A 14,669-nucleotide genomic window follows, 5' to 3' on the forward strand; every position below is an offset into this window, starting at 1 on the left:
GCTTCGTACTACGGCGGAATCCACGATTGCGATTAGCCGCCGATTTTAAGGCAAAATTCAGGCGTAGCGTGACGTTCTATCCACTGAATCATTCGCCCCGCGATATCCACGCCCGTAGTCTTTTCGATACCTTCCAGTCCCGGCGAGGCATTCACCTCCATCACCAGCGGCCCGCGCGCGGCGCGTAAAATATCGACACCCGCCACATCCAGCCCCAGCGTCTGTGCGGCTTTGATGGCGATATCCCGTTCACGGGGCGTGATCGTCGCGATGCTGGCCACCCCGCCACGATGAAGATTGGAGCGAAAATCACCGGCTTTCGCGCACCGCTCAATCGCCGCCACAACCTCATTGCCGACGACCAGACAACGAATATCGCATCCTTTAGCTTCGGCAATGTATTCCTGAACCAAAATATGGGCATTCAGCCCCCGAAACGCATCAATAACGCTTTCAGCAGCCTGACGCGTCTCCGCCAATACCACGCCGATCCCTTGCGTGCCTTCTACCAGCTTCACGACCAGCGGCGCCCCGCCAACCATCTTAATAAGATCGCTGGTGTCATCCGGCGAATGGGCGATCCCGGTAATGGGAAGATCGATCCCCTGGCGCGCCAGAAGTTGTAGCGATCGCAGCTTATCGCGCGCGCGGGTAATGGCGACGGATTCATTCAGCGGATAGCTACCCAGTAGCTCAAACTGACGTAGCGCAGCGGTACCATAAAAGGTAATGGCCGAACCAATACGGGGAATAACGGCGTCATAATGGGGCAGACGACGCCCCTTGTAATGGATCGACGACGCAGCCGGATTAATATTCATATAGCAGGAAAGAGGATCGAGTATCTCGACCAGATGGCCGCGCCGCATCGCCGCTTCACGCAGACGTTTGCAAGAATAGAGCGTTCCATCCCTGGACAATATGGCAATTTTCACCCTGCACCTCGCTGAAAACCCTGAAAAGCCCGCGTATCATACACTGGCCCGCAGGTTTTAGCGCGTCGCCCAGCCCTGTTTATGCAAATATTCAAGGATAAATGGGCGATTTTCTTTAATCAGGGTGCGACGGATATGATCGCTCCAGGTATCGCGTCGCGTATTACTGCCTCGGGTCAGATAATACTCAGCCAACTGCTCGTCATAGCGCGCCAGCAGCTTTTCATCAAGCGGTTGATACTGGTTCTCATGAACCACAAGCTCTGCAGGCAGGCGCGGTTTCAGATCCGGATTATCCGCAGGCCATCCCAAACACAGGCCAAAGAGCGGCAATACATGCTTCGGCAATTTTAACAGTTCGGTAACAGATTCAATATTGTTACGAATACCGCCGATATACACGCCGCCTAACCCCAGTGATTCCGCCGCCGTCAGCGCATTTTGCCCCATCATCGCCGTATCGACGACACCGAGCAGCAGTTGTTCGGCAAGCCCCAACTGCGCGTCAGGGCAGATCTGCAAATGACGATTAAAATCGGCGCAAAATACCCAGAACTCAGCGGCCTGCGCCACATGCTTTTGCCCGCCCGTCAGGGGCACTAACGCCTCGCGCAGCGCCCGATCGGTAATACGGATAATAGAGCTGCACTGTAAAAAACTGGAACTGGACGTGCTGCGCGCGGCGGCAATAATGGCCTCTCGCTGCGCGTCAGTCACGGGTTCATCGGTGAAATGGCGAATAGAACGATGGCCACAAAGAAGTTCAATGGTCGGACTCATTATGCTTTTCTCTATCTGAACGGGAAGAAATGTCGGGTGGACGTTTCATCAACTGCGGCGCCAGTAACTGCGCAATACGCCACATCATCGCCACCGCGGCGGGGAGGATCAACACGACGCCCAGGAAAACCATCAATACGCCAGCCAGCGGCGTATTGAACGGCGCGGGCAGCGTAAGGTAATGATTAAGCGATAGCAGAGCAAGCGCCAGCAAAATCATACCGAGGTATTCCAGTATCAGTACGCTTTTGGGTAACACGCCAATCGTGCGCATATCAAGCCTCCCGGTTAACTGACGCACAGTGTAGAACGTTCTGGTCCGGCGTGCTTAACAGATATAGCCCTGGGTTATCAAAGGAACAGGCGTAACCTGCTTTTCATCTGCCGTAAATCGCGGCATGATAACACCTGTTCGCCGTCTGGCTTTATGTTCGAGGAGAGATATGTTTACTGTTATTTTTGGCCGCCCAGGGTGCCCTTATTGCGTGCGTGCAAAAGAGTTGGCGGAAAAACTGAGCAAAGAACGCGACGATTTCAACTACCGCTATATTGATATCCATGCCGAAGGCATTACTAAAGCGGATTTGGAAAAAACCGTAGGTAAACCTGTAGAAACCGTACCGCAGATTTTTGTCGATCAAAAACATATCGGCGGCTGTACGGATTTTGAAGCATGGGCAAAAGAAAATCTGAATCTTTTCGCCTGATTGCCCTAGCAACGCCCTCTACCGGAGGGCGCTATTGGCGTTTTTTTCGCCGGTGGCTAAACAGGCTGCTAATAAACAAATAACAGAGCGCGCCTAACGCACACCAGAATACGGCGCTAAATAACCACGCCAGTTCTTGCCAAAACGATCGGGTAGGCATAAATACCACGCGCATTAACACCAGGCAAAACGGCGCCGCCAGCATCGCCCCGATCAGCGGTCGGATCACCTCGCGTCGGTGAGAACAAAAACTGGCCACCGCACCAGGCAACGTAAAAAATAACAGTCCAATCTCAGGATGCCCTGCCGCGCGAAAAGCGCCTTGTACATGCATAGTTAATGAAAGACACACCACAATAAAGAGTACAAAGCAGCAGACAACGCTTGCCCACCCGTGTTTATGTTTCAATCGTTCCTCCTGACACTCTCTATCGAACACGCTTTCCGCCGTGAGGCATCCAGTCAGATAAAGTCATGTGGCATTCCATGCCAAAAACACACCTGCACGATTCTTATAGCCGTTAGTACGCAATAAGATTAAACTAGCAGGATATATTGTTGTGTTGTTTTTATTTGGATGCTGTATGCAATACGATTGCACCCTTAATTCATGATAAAAACAGTAGCGTAAATTACCATTTCTTTCAACAGCTTACTCGTAAACAAGAAGTTAGTCTCCGTGAATATAAACGTCGCAGATTTGTTAAATGGGAATTACATCCTGTTATTATTTGTGGTCCTGGCTCTTGGCCTGTGTCTTGGCAAGTTACGTCTGGGTTCAGTCCAACTTGGTAATTCCATTGGCGTTTTAGTGGTCTCTCTATTATTAGGGCAGCAACACTTTAGTATTAACACCGACGCGCTAAATCTGGGATTTATGCTGTTTATTTTTTGTGTCGGCGTCGAGGCTGGCCCCAACTTTTTTTCGATTTTTTTTCGCGACGGTAAAAATTATCTGATGCTTGCCCTGGTCATGGTCGGTAGCGCTCTGCTAATCGCCTTAGGCCTTGGTAAGCTATTCGGCTGGGATATCGGCCTGACGGCCGGTATGCTGGCCGGCTCAATGACATCCACGCCCGTGCTGGTTGGCGCAGGCGATACCCTGCGACATTCCGGCATCGCCAGCACCCAACTTTCCTCCGCTCTTGATAATCTGAGCCTGGGTTATGCCCTGACCTATCTGATTGGGCTAGTCAGTCTGATCGTGGGCGCGCGCTACTTGCCTAAACTACAGCATCAGGATTTGCAAACCAGCGCCCAGCAAATTGCTCGCGAGCGCGGTCTGGATACCGATGCTAATCGCAAAGTTTATTTGCCGGTTATCCGCGCCTATCGGGTTGGCCCGGAGTTGGTGGCCTGGACTGACGGCAAAAACCTGCGCGAGCTGGGTATTTACCGTCAGACAGGCTGCTATATCGAACGTATTCGCCGTAACGGTATTCTGGCGAACCCGGATGGCGATGCGGTGCTGCAAATGGGCGATGAGATTGCGCTGGTCGGCTATCCGGACGCGCACGCCAGGCTCGATCCCAGCTTCCGTAATGGTAAGGAAGTGTTTGATCGCGATCTGCTTGATATGCGCATCGTGACGGAAGAAATTGTGGTGAAAAACCACAATGCGGTCGGTCGCCGCCTCGCTCAGCTCAAGCTGACCGATCATGGCTGTTTCCTTAACCGCGTCATCCGCAGCCAGATCGAAATGCCTATCGACGATAACGTCGTGCTGAATAAAGGCGATGTGTTACAGGTGAGCGGCGACGCCAGACGCGTAAAAACCATCGCCGATCGCATTGGTTTTATTTCGATCCATAGCCAGGTGACGGACCTGCTCGCCTTCTGCGCTTTTTTTATCATCGGGTTAATGATCGGGATGATTACCTTCCAGTTCAGCAATTTTAGTTTCGGCATCGGCAACGCGGCCGGATTGCTGTTCGCCGGGATCATGCTCGGTTTCCTGCGCGCTAACCATCCTACCTTTGGTTATATTCCGCAGGGCGCGCTTAACATGGTGAAAGAATTCGGCTTGATGGTATTTATGGCCGGCGTTGGTTTAAGCGCCGGCAGCGGCATCAGCAACGGTCTGGGCGCGGTCGGCGGACAAATGCTGATCGCCGGGCTTGTCGTCAGCCTGGTACCGGTGGTGATCTGCTTCTTGTTTGGCGCTTATGTGCTGCGCATGAACCGGGCGCTGCTGTTTGGCGCCATGATGGGCGCGCGTACCTGCGCCCCGGCGATGGAAATCATTAGCGATACGGCGCGCAGCAATATTCCAGCGCTGGGTTATGCGGGGACTTACGCCATCGCCAACGTTCTGCTAACGCTGGCGGGGACGCTTATTGTCATCATCTGGCCGGGGTTAGGATAAAACTGAAGTTTGCCTTTAAGTGAAAAAATTTTGCCAATAGGTCGAACTTTTCGTTAAAGCATCAGTCATACCTATTGCCACTGCTTTTCTTTGATGTCCCCATTTTGTGGAGCCCATCAACCCCGCCATTTCGGTTCAAGGTTGGTGGGTTTTTTGTTGCCTGACGCAGAGTGACACGACATTGACTCTCCGGCGATTCGCTTTACCATCTGTAAAATCGCTTCACGCGCCAGCGGCGTTCGATCCGTTACAAAATGCAGCGTCATCCCCTCGATAAACGCATCCAGCGCGCGGGCGGTCTGTGCGTCAAACCACTGCGCCAGCGTATTCTGGCTACGCTGCATCCAGTTTTGCATGACTATTTTTAACGCTGGCTTATCGCTGGCATAGGCATATAACTGATACATTAACGCCATATTATCCGGCGTCGTAACCTGCGAGCCGTAAATCATTTCCGTTATCGCCTGGCACGCCCCCTCCGCATCCGTCACCTGCGCAAAAAAGTCCTGGTATTGACGCGACATGTTCTCGGTGAAAAGTGTAAAAGCTTCACTCAATAACGCATCCATACCGGCAAAATAGTAGGTCATCGAGCCAAGCGGCACCTGAGCAATAGCGGCGATTTTCCGGTGCGTCACGGCATGAACGCCATAGGTCTTTACCGCTTCCAGTGTGGCCTGAATTATTTTTTCCCGTCGCTTAGGATCATTGGCGCGTCTTACGGCATTTTCTTTCATGATGAGTTCCACATCTCATTCAGGATGCAGGCTATAGTAACCTGCCGCTTACGCTGAAAAAATAGACAGTAAAAACTGTCTGCACAACGAAGTATGACGACGATATGTACAAATGTACACAAGCTTGCTAATGTTTACCTCTCGCTTCTATTTTCTGGCCTGACGCTATGACCGTCCTCTCCTCACGTAACGCCTTAAAACGCCGTACCTGGGCGCTGTTTATGTTCTTCTTTTTACCCGGACTGCTGATGGCCTCCTGGGCAACCCGAACGCCTGCTATTCGGGATATTCTTTCCGTCTCTACCGCGGAAATGGGGGCGGTCTTATTCGGGCTTTCTATCGGTTCAATGAGCGGTATTCTTTGTTCCGCCTGGCTGGTGAAACGATTTGGCACCCGAAAGGTTATTCGCACAACGATGACCTGCGCAGTAACCGGGATGGTTATTCTTAGCGTCGCGCTGTGGTGCGCCTCGCCGCTGATTTTTGCCCTTGGATTAGCCGTTTTCGGCGCCAGTTTTGGCGCCGCCGAAGTGGCGATTAATGTCGAAGGCGCGGCGGTCGAACGCGAGCTGAATAAAACCGTTCTGCCGATGATGCATGGTTTCTACAGTTTCGGCACGCTGGCGGGCGCTGGTGTCGGCATGGCGTTAACCGCATTAAGCGTCCCGGCTAACATCCATATCATCCTCGCGGCTGCCGTGGCGATCGCGCCCATTTTTATCGCCATTCGGGCGATCCCTGACGGTACGGGTAAAAACGCATCGGAAGATGCTCACCTTCAGGAAAAAGGATTACCTTTTTATCGGGACATCCAGCTTTTGCTTATTGGCGTGGTGGTGCTGGCAATGGCATTCGCCGAAGGCTCTGCGAATGACTGGCTGCCGCTACTGATGGTAGACGGACACGGTTTTAGCCCAACCTCCGGCTCTCTGATCTACGCCGGTTTCACGCTAGGTATGACCGTTGGCCGCTTTACCGGCGGCTGGTTTATTGACCGCTATAGCCGGGTGACGGTTGTTCGCGCCAGCGCGTTGATGGGAGCGCTGGGCATTGGTCTGATTATTTTTGTCGATAGCGACTGGGTTGCCGGCGTCTCGGTCATTCTTTGGGGCTTAGGCGCTTCGCTCGGCTTCCCGCTGACCATTTCCGCCGCCAGCGATACCGGTCCCGACGCGCCGACGCGCGTGAGCGTTGTCGCCACGACCGGCTATCTGGCGTTTTTGGTCGGGCCGCCGCTGTTGGGCTATCTGGGAGAGTACTATGGATTACGCAGCGCCATGATGGTTGTGCTGGCGCTGGTTATTCTGGCGGCGCTGGTGGCGAAGGCCGTCGCCAAACCTGTATCGACTCCGCAACCGGTGATGGAGCATAACGCATGAGTATCAAATTAATCGCCGTCGACATGGACGGCACTTTTCTGAGCGATCAAAAAACCTATAACCGTGACCGGTTTATGGCGCAGTACCAACACATGAAGCGGCAAGGCATTCGCTTTGTCGTGGCCAGCGGCAACCAGTATTACCAGTTAATCTCCTTCTTTCCGGAAATTGCGCACGAAATCGCTTTTGTCGCGGAAAACGGCGGCTGGGTGGTCAGCGAAGGAGAGGATATTTTTAACGGCGAGCTGACAAAAGCCGACTTCCAGACGGTTGTCGAACACCTGCTCACACGCGCCGATGTGGAGATTATCGCCTGTGGAAAAAACAGCGCCTACACGCTGAAACGGTATAACGATGCGTTAAAAGCCGTTGCGGCAATGTATTATCATCGTCTGGAGTTTGTGGATAATTTTAATAATATCAACGATGTCTTTTTCAAATTCGGCCTTAATATTACCGATGAACGGATACCGGAAGTACAGGCGGCGCTGCACGACGCCATTGGCGATATCATGGTCCCTGTTCATACCGGCTATGGCAGTATTGATTTAATAATTCCCGGCGTGCATAAAGCCAACGGCCTGCGTCTGTTACAGCAGCGCTGGGGCATTCATGATAGTGAAGTGGTGGTCTTCGGCGACGGCGGCAACGATATTGAGATGCTGCGTCAGGCCGGGTTTAGTTTTGCCATGTCGCACGCCAGCGAAGCGGTCGCGGCGGCGGCGAAATACCGCGCCGGATCGAACAACCAGGAAGGCGTGTTGGATATTATCGACAGCGTATTAAACAACGAGCCGCCGTTCAACGTCTAGCGGATGCCTCTCTATGCCTGATAACAGAAAGCTTATCAGGCGTAGCCGCTCTCTCAGACTGTTTGCAAATTCCCCGTCCGCTTATCTTTTAAGAAGACCAGCATCAGCAGTAGCCAAAGAATACCGTTTGCCAGATTAAACAGGCTAAATAGCCCATTGCCGCCGCTTAACCAGGCGTGTTTACTTACTTCAATGCCAACGGTAAAAATCAGCATTTGTAGCATTCCCATCGCCGCCGAGACCGTTCCTTTACTCATATCGCTGGAAAAGAGCGTCAAACGCACCAGTCCGGCATTCGCCAGCCCAATGCCAAAAGCGTATACGCTTAATCCCGCCGTCATCCATAAATAAGCATGGGATGAAACCACCGTCGCCGCCGCGGCGATGATCAGCCCCGCGACGATAGGCCAGCCGCCCATCACGATCAGCGAGCGAACCGTACGTCGGGAGGTTAAACGCGCCAACACCAGATTACCGGCAATGAGCGCGCCAAAAACGGGCACCTGTAGCAGACCATATTCATAGCTGCTGAGCTGTTCGCCGCTAATGATGATAATTGGCGACTGCGCAATCCAGGCCAACAGCGGCAGGCTGACAAATCCCAGCGCTAACGCCCCTGCGACGAACCGCCGGTTTTTTATCACCAGCCGATAATCCCGGCCCAGCGCCTTAAATGACAACGTTTCGCCCCGCCGCGTGGCGGTCTCCGGCATTGCGCGCTGTAGCCCGAAAAAGGCGATAGCGGCCAGTGCGGCAAATAAAATAAACATCCCCTCCCACGGCAGAACATGCACCCATGCCGCCCCAACCAGTGGTCCCAGTAGCGGCGCGATTAACGCCACGTTCGCCATCAGCGCGGTAATTTTTATACACACCGCCTCCTCAAAGGATTCCTGAATCGCGGCATACCCTACAGCGCCGATAAAACACAGGCTAATCCCTTGCAAAAAACGCAGGAAGGTAAATTGTTCGATGTTTTTCGCCAGTAACGTCGCCAGGCAGGTGACAATAAACCACACGACGCCCGCCAGCATCACGGGACGACGGCCAATCCGGTCAGACAACGGGCCAAGCAGCCACTGTAAGAACATACCGCCCGCCAGATAAGCGGTCATGGATGTCGGAACCCAGTCCAGGCCCGCCTGATACTGCTCAACCACCGCCAGCATACCCGGCTGGATCATGTCGTTGCCAATATAAGTAGAAAATTCGTACAGCACCAGACAGAGAGGAAAAAGCAACGCCTGACGTCCCAGCCTGCCGCCTGATTGTAAACGATTCTGCATACCATCTCTTCGCCAATAAAAACCGCGCAGAGTGTAATGAAAGTCGGGGAACTGAGATAGCGAATTATGAGGCTGCAAGGGAAATAGCGCACATTTTTACAGAAAGCCACTTAGCGCTTGCGTACTTTAAGGTTAATTTAAGTTTGCGCCGTTATCATCGACATTATTTTATGCCATTGTCTTAAATCTCTTCATGTTGCCGCCAAATAAGACAATACTGCTTTTCCTCCCTGTTACGCTGCATTTATGCTCAGTTTGCACGGGGATGAGCTGGCTATCCCTTTTGATTTCATTGCTCCGAGCCTGGATGTTATGCTGGAAAACCTTAACAACTCGCTGTTTTATTTTATTAACGCCACGCCTGATTCCGCGCAGTGGACAATTTCGCTCGCTATCTTTATCGCCAAAGATGTCATCAACATCGTCCCGCTCTTAGCCGTGGTACTCTGGCTGTGGGGTCCCCGCGATCGGGTCTGCGCCCAGCGTCAGCTGATCGTTAAAATCGGCATCGCGCTGATTATCAGTCTGGCGGTCTCCTGGACAATGGGACACCTTTTCCCACACGACCGTCCGTTTGTCGATCATATCGGCTATAACTTCCTGCATCATGCCGCCGATGACTCGTTCCCCAGCGATCACGGTACGGTGATTTTTACCTTTGCGCTGGCGTTTTTGTTCTGGCACCGCCTCTGGTCAGGCATCGTGATGATGGCGATAGCTATTACCATCGCCTGGTCGCGCGTCTATCTCGGCGTACACTGGCCGTTAGATATGATTGGCGCGCTGCTGGTAGCGATGCTTGGCTGCCTGAGCGCACAGCTGATCTGGCAATGGTACGGCGCGCCGCTCTACCAGGCGCTGCAACGTTGTTACCGTTTCTGTTTCGCGTTGCCCATTCGAAAAGGCTGGGTACGTGACTAAACAGCGAAAAAAAGAGTAATATTAAGCGCTCTGTATGGTGCGGAGCGCTTATTTAACTCTCCAGGGGAACTATGGAAACGCGACGCGACGAGCGTATTGGTCAATTGCTGCAGGCCTTAAAACGCAGCGATAAACTTCACCTTAAAGAAGCCGCGACCCTGTTGGGCGTCTCTGAAATGACCATTCGTCGCGACCTGAACCATAAAAGCGCGCCTGTCGTGTTGCTGGGCGGCTATATCGTACTGGAGCCCCGCAGCGCCAGTCATTATCTGTTAAGCGATCAAAAATCTCGTCTGGTGGAAGAAAAACGCCGAGCCGCTCAGTTGGCTGCGGGCCTGGTACAAGCGCATCAGACGGTATTTATTGACTGTGGCACCACCACGCCGTGGATCATTGAAGCCATTGATAATGACCTTCCCTTTACGGCGGTGTGCTATTCACTTAATACCTTCCTGGCGCTGCAGGACAAACCCCATTGCCGCGCCATCCTCAGCGGCGGGGAGTTTCACGCCAGCAACGCCATTTTCAAACCGCTTGATTTCCATGAAACGTTAAACAATATTTGTCCGGATATCGCGTTTTATTCCGCCGCCGGCGTTCATACCAGTAAAGGCGCTACCTGCTTTAATCTGGAAGAGCTGCCGGTAAAACATTGGGCAATGACAATGGCACAGTGCCATGTACTGGTGGTGGATCACAGTAAATTCGGCAAGGTACGTCCGGCGCGGATGGGGGAACTATCACGCTTTGATACGATTATCAGCGACCGCCGTCCCGATGAGGCCTTTGTGGCCTACGCTAAAGCGCAACAAATTACTCTGATGTATTAACCGCCCGTTGCCGGATGCGACGCACACCCGGCAACGGGGTTATTTTACGAGAACCAACTGCCAAACCACTGATGGAGTTTCATCAGCACAAAATCCCACATCCGGCTGAAAAATCCCCCCTCCTCGACGTTTTCCATCACCATTAACGGGCGTTGCTCAATGGATTTTCCGTTAAGCTGGAAATCGATGGTGCCGACAACCTGCCCTTTCTTCAACGGCGCCGTGAGCTGTGGTTCGTTCAACGTAAAGCTGGCCTTCAGGTTTTTAAGCTGCCCACGCGGAATCGTCACAGACCCCGCATCGCCCGCCCCCAAATTGACCTCACGCTTATCGCCAAACCAGACCCGTTGCGTCACGAATGTCGCGTCAGGTTTAATCGGCGTGACCGTTTCAAAGAAACGGAAACCCCAGGTCAGCAGTTTTTCTGACTCATTAAAACGAATACGGTCTGTTTTCGCCCCCAGCACGACAGAGATCAGGCGCATATCGCCCTGGGTGGCGGAGGCGACAAGGTTATACCCTGCGCCAGCCGTTGTCCCCGTTTTCATGCCGTCGACATGCAGATTGGTGCTCCACAACAGGCGGTTGCGGTTCGGTTGACGAATATTATTAAAAGTAAATTCTTTCTCTTTATGAATGGCGTATTCGTCAGGCACATCGTGAATCAAGGCCTTGCCGAGCAACGCCATATCGCGAGCGGTACTGAACTGCCCTGGCGCATCAAGACCGTGTACCGTCTGGAAGGTTGTATTCGTTAATCCCAGTCGTTTCGCATAGGCGTTCATCAGGCCGATAAAGGACTCCTGGCTTCCGGCGACGTAGTCGGCAAGCGCGATACAGGCATCATTACCTGACTGAATGATGATGCCTTTATTAAGATCCGCCACCGACACCTGATCGCCTGGCTTCAGAAACATCACCGACGACCCACGTAGCGCCGGGTTCCCCGTCGCCCAGGCATCTTTGCCCACCGTTACCATATCGGTCAACTTGATTTTCCCTGCCTTCAGCGCCTGGCCCACCACGTAGCTGGTCATAATTTTTGTCAAACTGGCAGGGTCAAGTTTCTCATCGGCGTTGCCTTCCGCCAGTACTTTACCGCTGGCGTAATCCATTAAGATCCAGGCTCGCGCATCAACGCCCGGCGGCGCGATCGTTTGTTCCTCTGCCTTTACAGGCGAAGCGAAAAGGAATAAGAGAACCGAACCTGCCGCGAGGCTACGAAGGGAAGAAGCGTATTGCGTCATAGTACCACCCGAGTATCCATTCCAAAAACACACGTCACACCACCGTGTAATAAGTGCGGTGAGTAATAACGCACTCACGACGTTAAAGAAACCGTAACTTGGTAAAGTTTTTAAAGTTTATGCAATAACATCCCGTTACGCTTCCTTCATAACGATTTTTTTACAGACCATTGTGTAAATGTTAGGTTTATCTCACGGTAGGCCGATTACTGTCATCATCCTGATAAAACAGAAGGGGTTAATATGATTACGCTGTGGGGCCGGAACAACTCGACTAATGTTAAAAAAGTGTTGTGGACGCTTGAAGAGCTGGAACTGCCATACGATCAAATTCTGGCAGGCGGAAAATACGGCGTTAACCAGGATGCCGACTATCTGGCGATGAATCCTAATGGGCTGGTGCCGCTGCTTAAAGATGATGAAACCGACCTGTTATTATGGGAATCCAATGCCATTGTCCGCTATCTGGCGGCGCAATACGGCCAGAACCGGCTATGGGTTGATAATCCGGCGCGGCGTGCGGAGGGCGAAAAATGGATGGACTGGGCGAATCAAACGTTAAGCCCGGCGCACCGCGTGATCCTGATGGGACTGGTCAGAACCCCGCCGGAAAAACGCGACCAGGCGGCAATTGAAGCCGGTATCGAAAAGTGTGACAGCCTGTTTGCGCTGCTTGATGATGCGCTGGCCCACCAGTCGTGGTTCTCCGGGGATAACTTTGGCACCGGCGATATCGCTATTGCGCCTTTCGTCTATAACCTGCTGAACGTGGGTCTGAAATGGACGCCGCGCCCGAATCTGGAACGCTGGTATCAACAGCTTACCGAGCGCCCTGCTTTTCGCAAAGTGGTGATGATCCCGGTGACCTAACGCGTGGCTGCAGGACTTACCTTGAGTAACTGCCCGTCGGACTCATCGGTTAACACATATAAGTAGCCGTCAGGTCCGACACGCACATCCCGAATACGCTGCTTTCTGTCACCCAGAATACGGCCTTCTTCCGTCACCGTATTGCCATCGACGCGCATCACAATGACCTCTTTATCTTTTAGCGCGCCGATAAACAGTTTGTGCCGCCACGGCGCAAAAACGTCGCTGGCATAAAAAGCCATCCCGCTGATCGCCGGAGAATCCTTCCAGTAGTAAACCGGTTGCTCCGTTCCCTCGACAATTTCACCTTTGGCTTCCGGCACTTTCAGACCACTATAGTTGACGCCCCATGTGGCCAGCGGCCAGCCATAATTTTTGCCTTTTTCCGGGATGTTAATTTCATCGCCGCCGCGCGGACCGTGTTCATGCAGCCATAGCGCGCCGCTCCAGGGATTGATGGCCAGCCCCTGCGGATTACGAATACCGTAAGACCAGATTTCCGGACGCGCGCCCGCCTGATGCACAAACGGATTATCCGGCGGAATTTCGCCCTGCCCGGTCAGGCGCACCAGCTTACCCTGTAATTTATCCAAATCCTGCGCGGTAGCGCGCTGGTTATTTTCACCCAGGGCAATAAAAAGAGATCCTTGCGCATCGAATACCATACGTCCGCCGAAATGGTTGCCGGTAGACAGCTTAGGCATCTGGCGAAACACGGTACGAAAATGCTCCAGACGCTGAAGATCGTCGCTCAGCCGTCCAAAACCGACTGCCGTACCGGCATTTCCTTCGCGGTCAGGTTCAGCATAGCTCAGCCAGACGCGGCGCGACTGGGCAAAGTCAGGCGCCAGCACGACGTCCAGCAAACCTCCCTGCCCGTTTGCCCACACTTTCGGTACGCCAGCCAGCGGATCGGAAAGTCCCTTCCCCGTCTGCCAGTGGCGCAGTTGTCCCCCTTTCAGGGTAATGAGCATCCCACGGTTATCCGGCAAAAAAGCCAGCGACCACGGGTGATCGAGTCGGGTTTGCAGCACCTCAACGTTCACCGGCGCAAGATTGGCGTTCGCCCATGAAGAGAAAAGAGAGAATGAAACTATCGCGAGAAGTATTCGACGCATACCGCCTCCTTCAGGGCTCTGCGTTAAAGCGTAGTCAGCATCGCAAGAGGTCGGGTTTATTTTTACAAAACATTAAGCGGCGCGGTTCGATAAAAAGGGGGAGTCGCCTCCCCCTTATTCAGACCTGTGTAAGCGGTGAATGTGCTTTCAGACTCTGAATACTCAGCGTCAAAGTTGTCAGACAGTTTTCAAGTTTATCTGCGTTGACGGCAATAAAGGTCGGACAATCATGGTGTCCGCTCATTAAACAAACGGCGGCGGCTGCAAGCGCGCCTTCGGCACGACGCAGCGCGTTCCACTCTTCCTGATCGAGATGCAGTCCCTGCCGTAAAGCGTGATCGTGGAGCTCGCGATTCAGTTCAAAAAAATTGTCACGCAGAGTGTCACTTTCGCTGACTGACATATACCCCTTCGCTTTTCGCAATTGCAGATAAGCGGCAAGATCGATACGCGCGTTTATCAGCTTGTTGAGAAGATCGGTTCTCAGTCTGTCAACGACCATACCTTTTTTCCTCCTCTTTTCTACCAGGGTTCAACTTAATAGTATGGTCGTTTTTTAGACAAAGGGGTGTCAGAGATCAAGAATTTTCTTAGAATTGCCCTTTTTCACCTTTTGCTGATAACCACAACGGTTGATGCCGCCGCTCACGATGAGATTGCGATACAATTTTTGTTCGGATAT

General features: G+C 52.7%; 16 protein-coding genes. 7 read left to right on the forward strand and 9 right to left on the reverse strand.

Going from position 1 to position 14,669, the window contains the following annotated elements:
- Positions 1–32 precede the first annotated feature (32 nt).
- Genes rimK through ACLJPE_RS06930 form a run of 3 tightly spaced genes read right to left on the reverse strand, consistent with a single transcriptional unit; the run spans position 33 to position 1,989 of the window.
- Positions 33–935 carry a 30S ribosomal protein S6--L-glutamate ligase gene (rimK, locus tag ACLJPE_RS06920; RefSeq protein ID WP_000684366.1) on the reverse strand — a complete coding sequence of 301 codons (903 nt, stop codon included), beginning with the start codon at positions 933–935 and terminating at the stop codon, positions 33–35.
- Between the two features lie 57 nt (positions 936–992).
- The gene (gene nfsA / locus ACLJPE_RS06925) at positions 993–1,715 is read right to left on the reverse strand and encodes a nitroreductase NfsA (RefSeq protein ID WP_000075300.1); all 723 of its coding nucleotides are present in this window, start codon (positions 1,713–1,715) and stop codon (positions 993–995) included.
- The gene (locus tag ACLJPE_RS06930) at positions 1,699–1,989 is read right to left on the reverse strand and encodes a YbjC family protein (RefSeq protein WP_001259137.1); all 291 of its coding nucleotides are present in this window, start codon (positions 1,987–1,989) and stop codon (positions 1,699–1,701) included. Before ACLJPE_RS06930 ends, nfsA begins: the two co-directional genes overlap by 17 nt.
- 169 nt (positions 1,990–2,158) lie before the next feature.
- Here ACLJPE_RS06930 and ACLJPE_RS06935 point away from each other — a divergent pair, with 169 nt between their 5' ends.
- On the forward strand, positions 2,159–2,422 hold the full coding sequence (locus ACLJPE_RS06935; RefSeq protein ID WP_000495513.1) for a GrxA family glutaredoxin: 264 nt from the start codon (positions 2,159–2,161) through the stop codon (positions 2,420–2,422).
- Positions 2,423–2,453: 31 nt separating this feature from the next.
- Here ACLJPE_RS06935 and ACLJPE_RS06940 read toward each other — a convergent pair whose 3' ends face one another.
- Positions 2,454–2,831, reverse strand: a complete 378-nt coding sequence (locus ACLJPE_RS06940; protein ID WP_000680849.1) for an inner membrane protein YbjM — start codon at positions 2,829–2,831, stop codon at positions 2,454–2,456.
- Between the two features lie 270 nt (positions 2,832–3,101).
- On the opposite strand from ACLJPE_RS06940, the gene ACLJPE_RS06945 reads away from it, so the two are divergent.
- Positions 3,102–4,787, forward strand: coding sequence for an aspartate:alanine antiporter (locus tag ACLJPE_RS06945; protein ID WP_001024853.1), 1,686 nt, complete (start codon positions 3,102–3,104; stop codon positions 4,785–4,787).
- A 116-nt stretch (positions 4,788–4,903) separates the two neighbouring features.
- Here the strand turns inward: ACLJPE_RS06945 and ACLJPE_RS06950 are convergent, their stop codons facing one another.
- Positions 4,904–5,524, reverse strand: a complete 621-nt coding sequence (locus tag ACLJPE_RS06950) for a TetR/AcrR family transcriptional regulator (RefSeq protein ID WP_000661873.1) — start codon at positions 5,522–5,524, stop codon at positions 4,904–4,906.
- 167 nt (positions 5,525–5,691) lie between these two features.
- Between ACLJPE_RS06950 and ACLJPE_RS06955 the strand changes: the two genes are divergently transcribed.
- Together ACLJPE_RS06955 and ACLJPE_RS06960 are read left to right on the forward strand one after the other, a co-directional pair.
- A complete protein-coding gene (locus tag ACLJPE_RS06955) occupies positions 5,692–6,903 on the forward strand; it encodes an MFS transporter (protein WP_039513062.1) in 1,212 nt (403 codons plus the stop codon).
- Entirely contained in the window at positions 6,900–7,715 is an 816-nt protein-coding gene (locus ACLJPE_RS06960) for a Cof-type HAD-IIB family hydrolase (protein ID WP_000023542.1), read from the forward strand. The genes ACLJPE_RS06955 and ACLJPE_RS06960 overlap by 4 nt, the downstream gene beginning before the upstream one ends.
- Positions 7,716–7,768: 53 nt before the next feature.
- Here the strand turns inward: ACLJPE_RS06960 and ACLJPE_RS06965 are convergent, their stop codons facing one another.
- Positions 7,769–9,001 (reverse strand): MFS transporter, encoded by a 1,233-nt coding sequence (locus ACLJPE_RS06965; RefSeq protein WP_001181284.1) that lies wholly within the window; start codon positions 8,999–9,001, stop codon positions 7,769–7,771.
- 312 nt (positions 9,002–9,313) lie between these two features.
- Between ACLJPE_RS06965 and ybjG the strand changes: the two genes are divergently transcribed.
- Positions 9,314–9,922 carry an undecaprenyl-diphosphate phosphatase gene (gene ybjG / locus ACLJPE_RS06970; protein WP_001531378.1) on the forward strand — a complete coding sequence of 203 codons (609 nt, stop codon included), beginning with the start codon at positions 9,314–9,316 and terminating at the stop codon, positions 9,920–9,922.
- Positions 9,923–9,993: 71 nt separating this feature from the next.
- Positions 9,994–10,752, forward strand: coding sequence for a DNA-binding transcriptional repressor DeoR (deoR, locus tag ACLJPE_RS06975; protein ID WP_000450103.1), 759 nt, complete (start codon positions 9,994–9,996; stop codon positions 10,750–10,752).
- A gap of 44 nt (positions 10,753–10,796) precedes the next feature.
- On the opposite strand, the gene dacC is transcribed toward deoR, so the two are convergent.
- Positions 10,797–11,999, reverse strand: a complete 1,203-nt coding sequence (gene dacC, locus ACLJPE_RS06980) for a serine-type D-Ala-D-Ala carboxypeptidase (protein ID WP_000195712.1) — start codon at positions 11,997–11,999, stop codon at positions 10,797–10,799.
- Positions 12,000–12,242: 243 nt separating this feature from the next.
- Here dacC and ACLJPE_RS06985 point away from each other — a divergent pair, with 243 nt between their 5' ends.
- The gene (locus ACLJPE_RS06985) at positions 12,243–12,869 is read left to right on the forward strand and encodes a glutathione S-transferase family protein (protein ID WP_039513058.1); all 627 of its coding nucleotides are present in this window, start codon (positions 12,243–12,245) and stop codon (positions 12,867–12,869) included.
- On the opposite strand, the gene ACLJPE_RS06990 is transcribed toward ACLJPE_RS06985, so the two are convergent.
- Together ACLJPE_RS06990 and bssR are read right to left on the reverse strand one after the other, a co-directional pair.
- The gene (locus tag ACLJPE_RS06990) at positions 12,866–13,987 is read right to left on the reverse strand and encodes a PQQ-dependent sugar dehydrogenase (protein WP_039513055.1); all 1,122 of its coding nucleotides are present in this window, start codon (positions 13,985–13,987) and stop codon (positions 12,866–12,868) included. The two genes, ACLJPE_RS06985 and ACLJPE_RS06990, sit on opposite strands and share 4 nt — an antisense overlap.
- Positions 13,988–14,105: 118 nt before the next feature.
- Positions 14,106–14,489, reverse strand: a complete 384-nt coding sequence (gene bssR / locus ACLJPE_RS06995; protein ID WP_000259651.1) for a biofilm formation regulator BssR — start codon at positions 14,487–14,489, stop codon at positions 14,106–14,108.
- Positions 14,490–14,669: the final 180 nt, after the last annotated feature.

This window comes from Salmonella sp. SAL04196, from assembly GCF_046550835.1.
In the GTDB taxonomy this organism is placed as follows: domain Bacteria; phylum Pseudomonadota; class Gammaproteobacteria; order Enterobacterales; family Enterobacteriaceae; genus Salmonella; species Salmonella enterica.

Excerpts from the sequence above, each read along its gene's own strand:
- nfsA (WP_000075300.1), bottom strand. The coding sequence starts at position 1,715 with ATGAGTCCGACCATTGAACTTCTTTGTGGCCATCGTTCTATTCGCCAT.
- ACLJPE_RS06930 (WP_001259137.1), bottom strand. The coding sequence starts at position 1,989 with ATGCGCACGATTGGCGTGTTACCCAAAAGCGTACTGATACTGGAATAC.
- ACLJPE_RS06935 (WP_000495513.1), top strand. The coding sequence starts at position 2,159 with ATGTTTACTGTTATTTTTGGCCGCCCAGGGTGCCCTTATTGCGTGCGT.
- ACLJPE_RS06950 (WP_000661873.1), bottom strand. The coding sequence starts at position 5,524 with ATGAAAGAAAATGCCGTAAGACGCGCCAATGATCCTAAGCGACGGGAA.
- ACLJPE_RS06955 (WP_039513062.1), top strand. The coding sequence starts at position 5,692 with ATGACCGTCCTCTCCTCACGTAACGCCTTAAAACGCCGTACCTGGGCG.
- ACLJPE_RS06960 (WP_000023542.1), top strand. The coding sequence starts at position 6,900 with ATGAGTATCAAATTAATCGCCGTCGACATGGACGGCACTTTTCTGAGC.
- ACLJPE_RS06965 (WP_001181284.1), bottom strand. The coding sequence starts at position 9,001 with ATGCAGAATCGTTTACAATCAGGCGGCAGGCTGGGACGTCAGGCGTTG.
- ybjG (WP_001531378.1), top strand. The coding sequence starts at position 9,314 with ATGCTGGAAAACCTTAACAACTCGCTGTTTTATTTTATTAACGCCACG.
- deoR (WP_000450103.1), top strand. The coding sequence starts at position 9,994 with ATGGAAACGCGACGCGACGAGCGTATTGGTCAATTGCTGCAGGCCTTA.
- dacC (WP_000195712.1), bottom strand. The coding sequence starts at position 11,999 with ATGACGCAATACGCTTCTTCCCTTCGTAGCCTCGCGGCAGGTTCGGTT.
- ACLJPE_RS06985 (WP_039513058.1), top strand. The coding sequence starts at position 12,243 with ATGATTACGCTGTGGGGCCGGAACAACTCGACTAATGTTAAAAAAGTG.
- ACLJPE_RS06990 (WP_039513055.1), bottom strand. The coding sequence starts at position 13,987 with ATGCGTCGAATACTTCTCGCGATAGTTTCATTCTCTCTTTTCTCTTCA.
- bssR (WP_000259651.1), bottom strand. The coding sequence starts at position 14,489 with ATGGTCGTTGACAGACTGAGAACCGATCTTCTCAACAAGCTGATAAAC.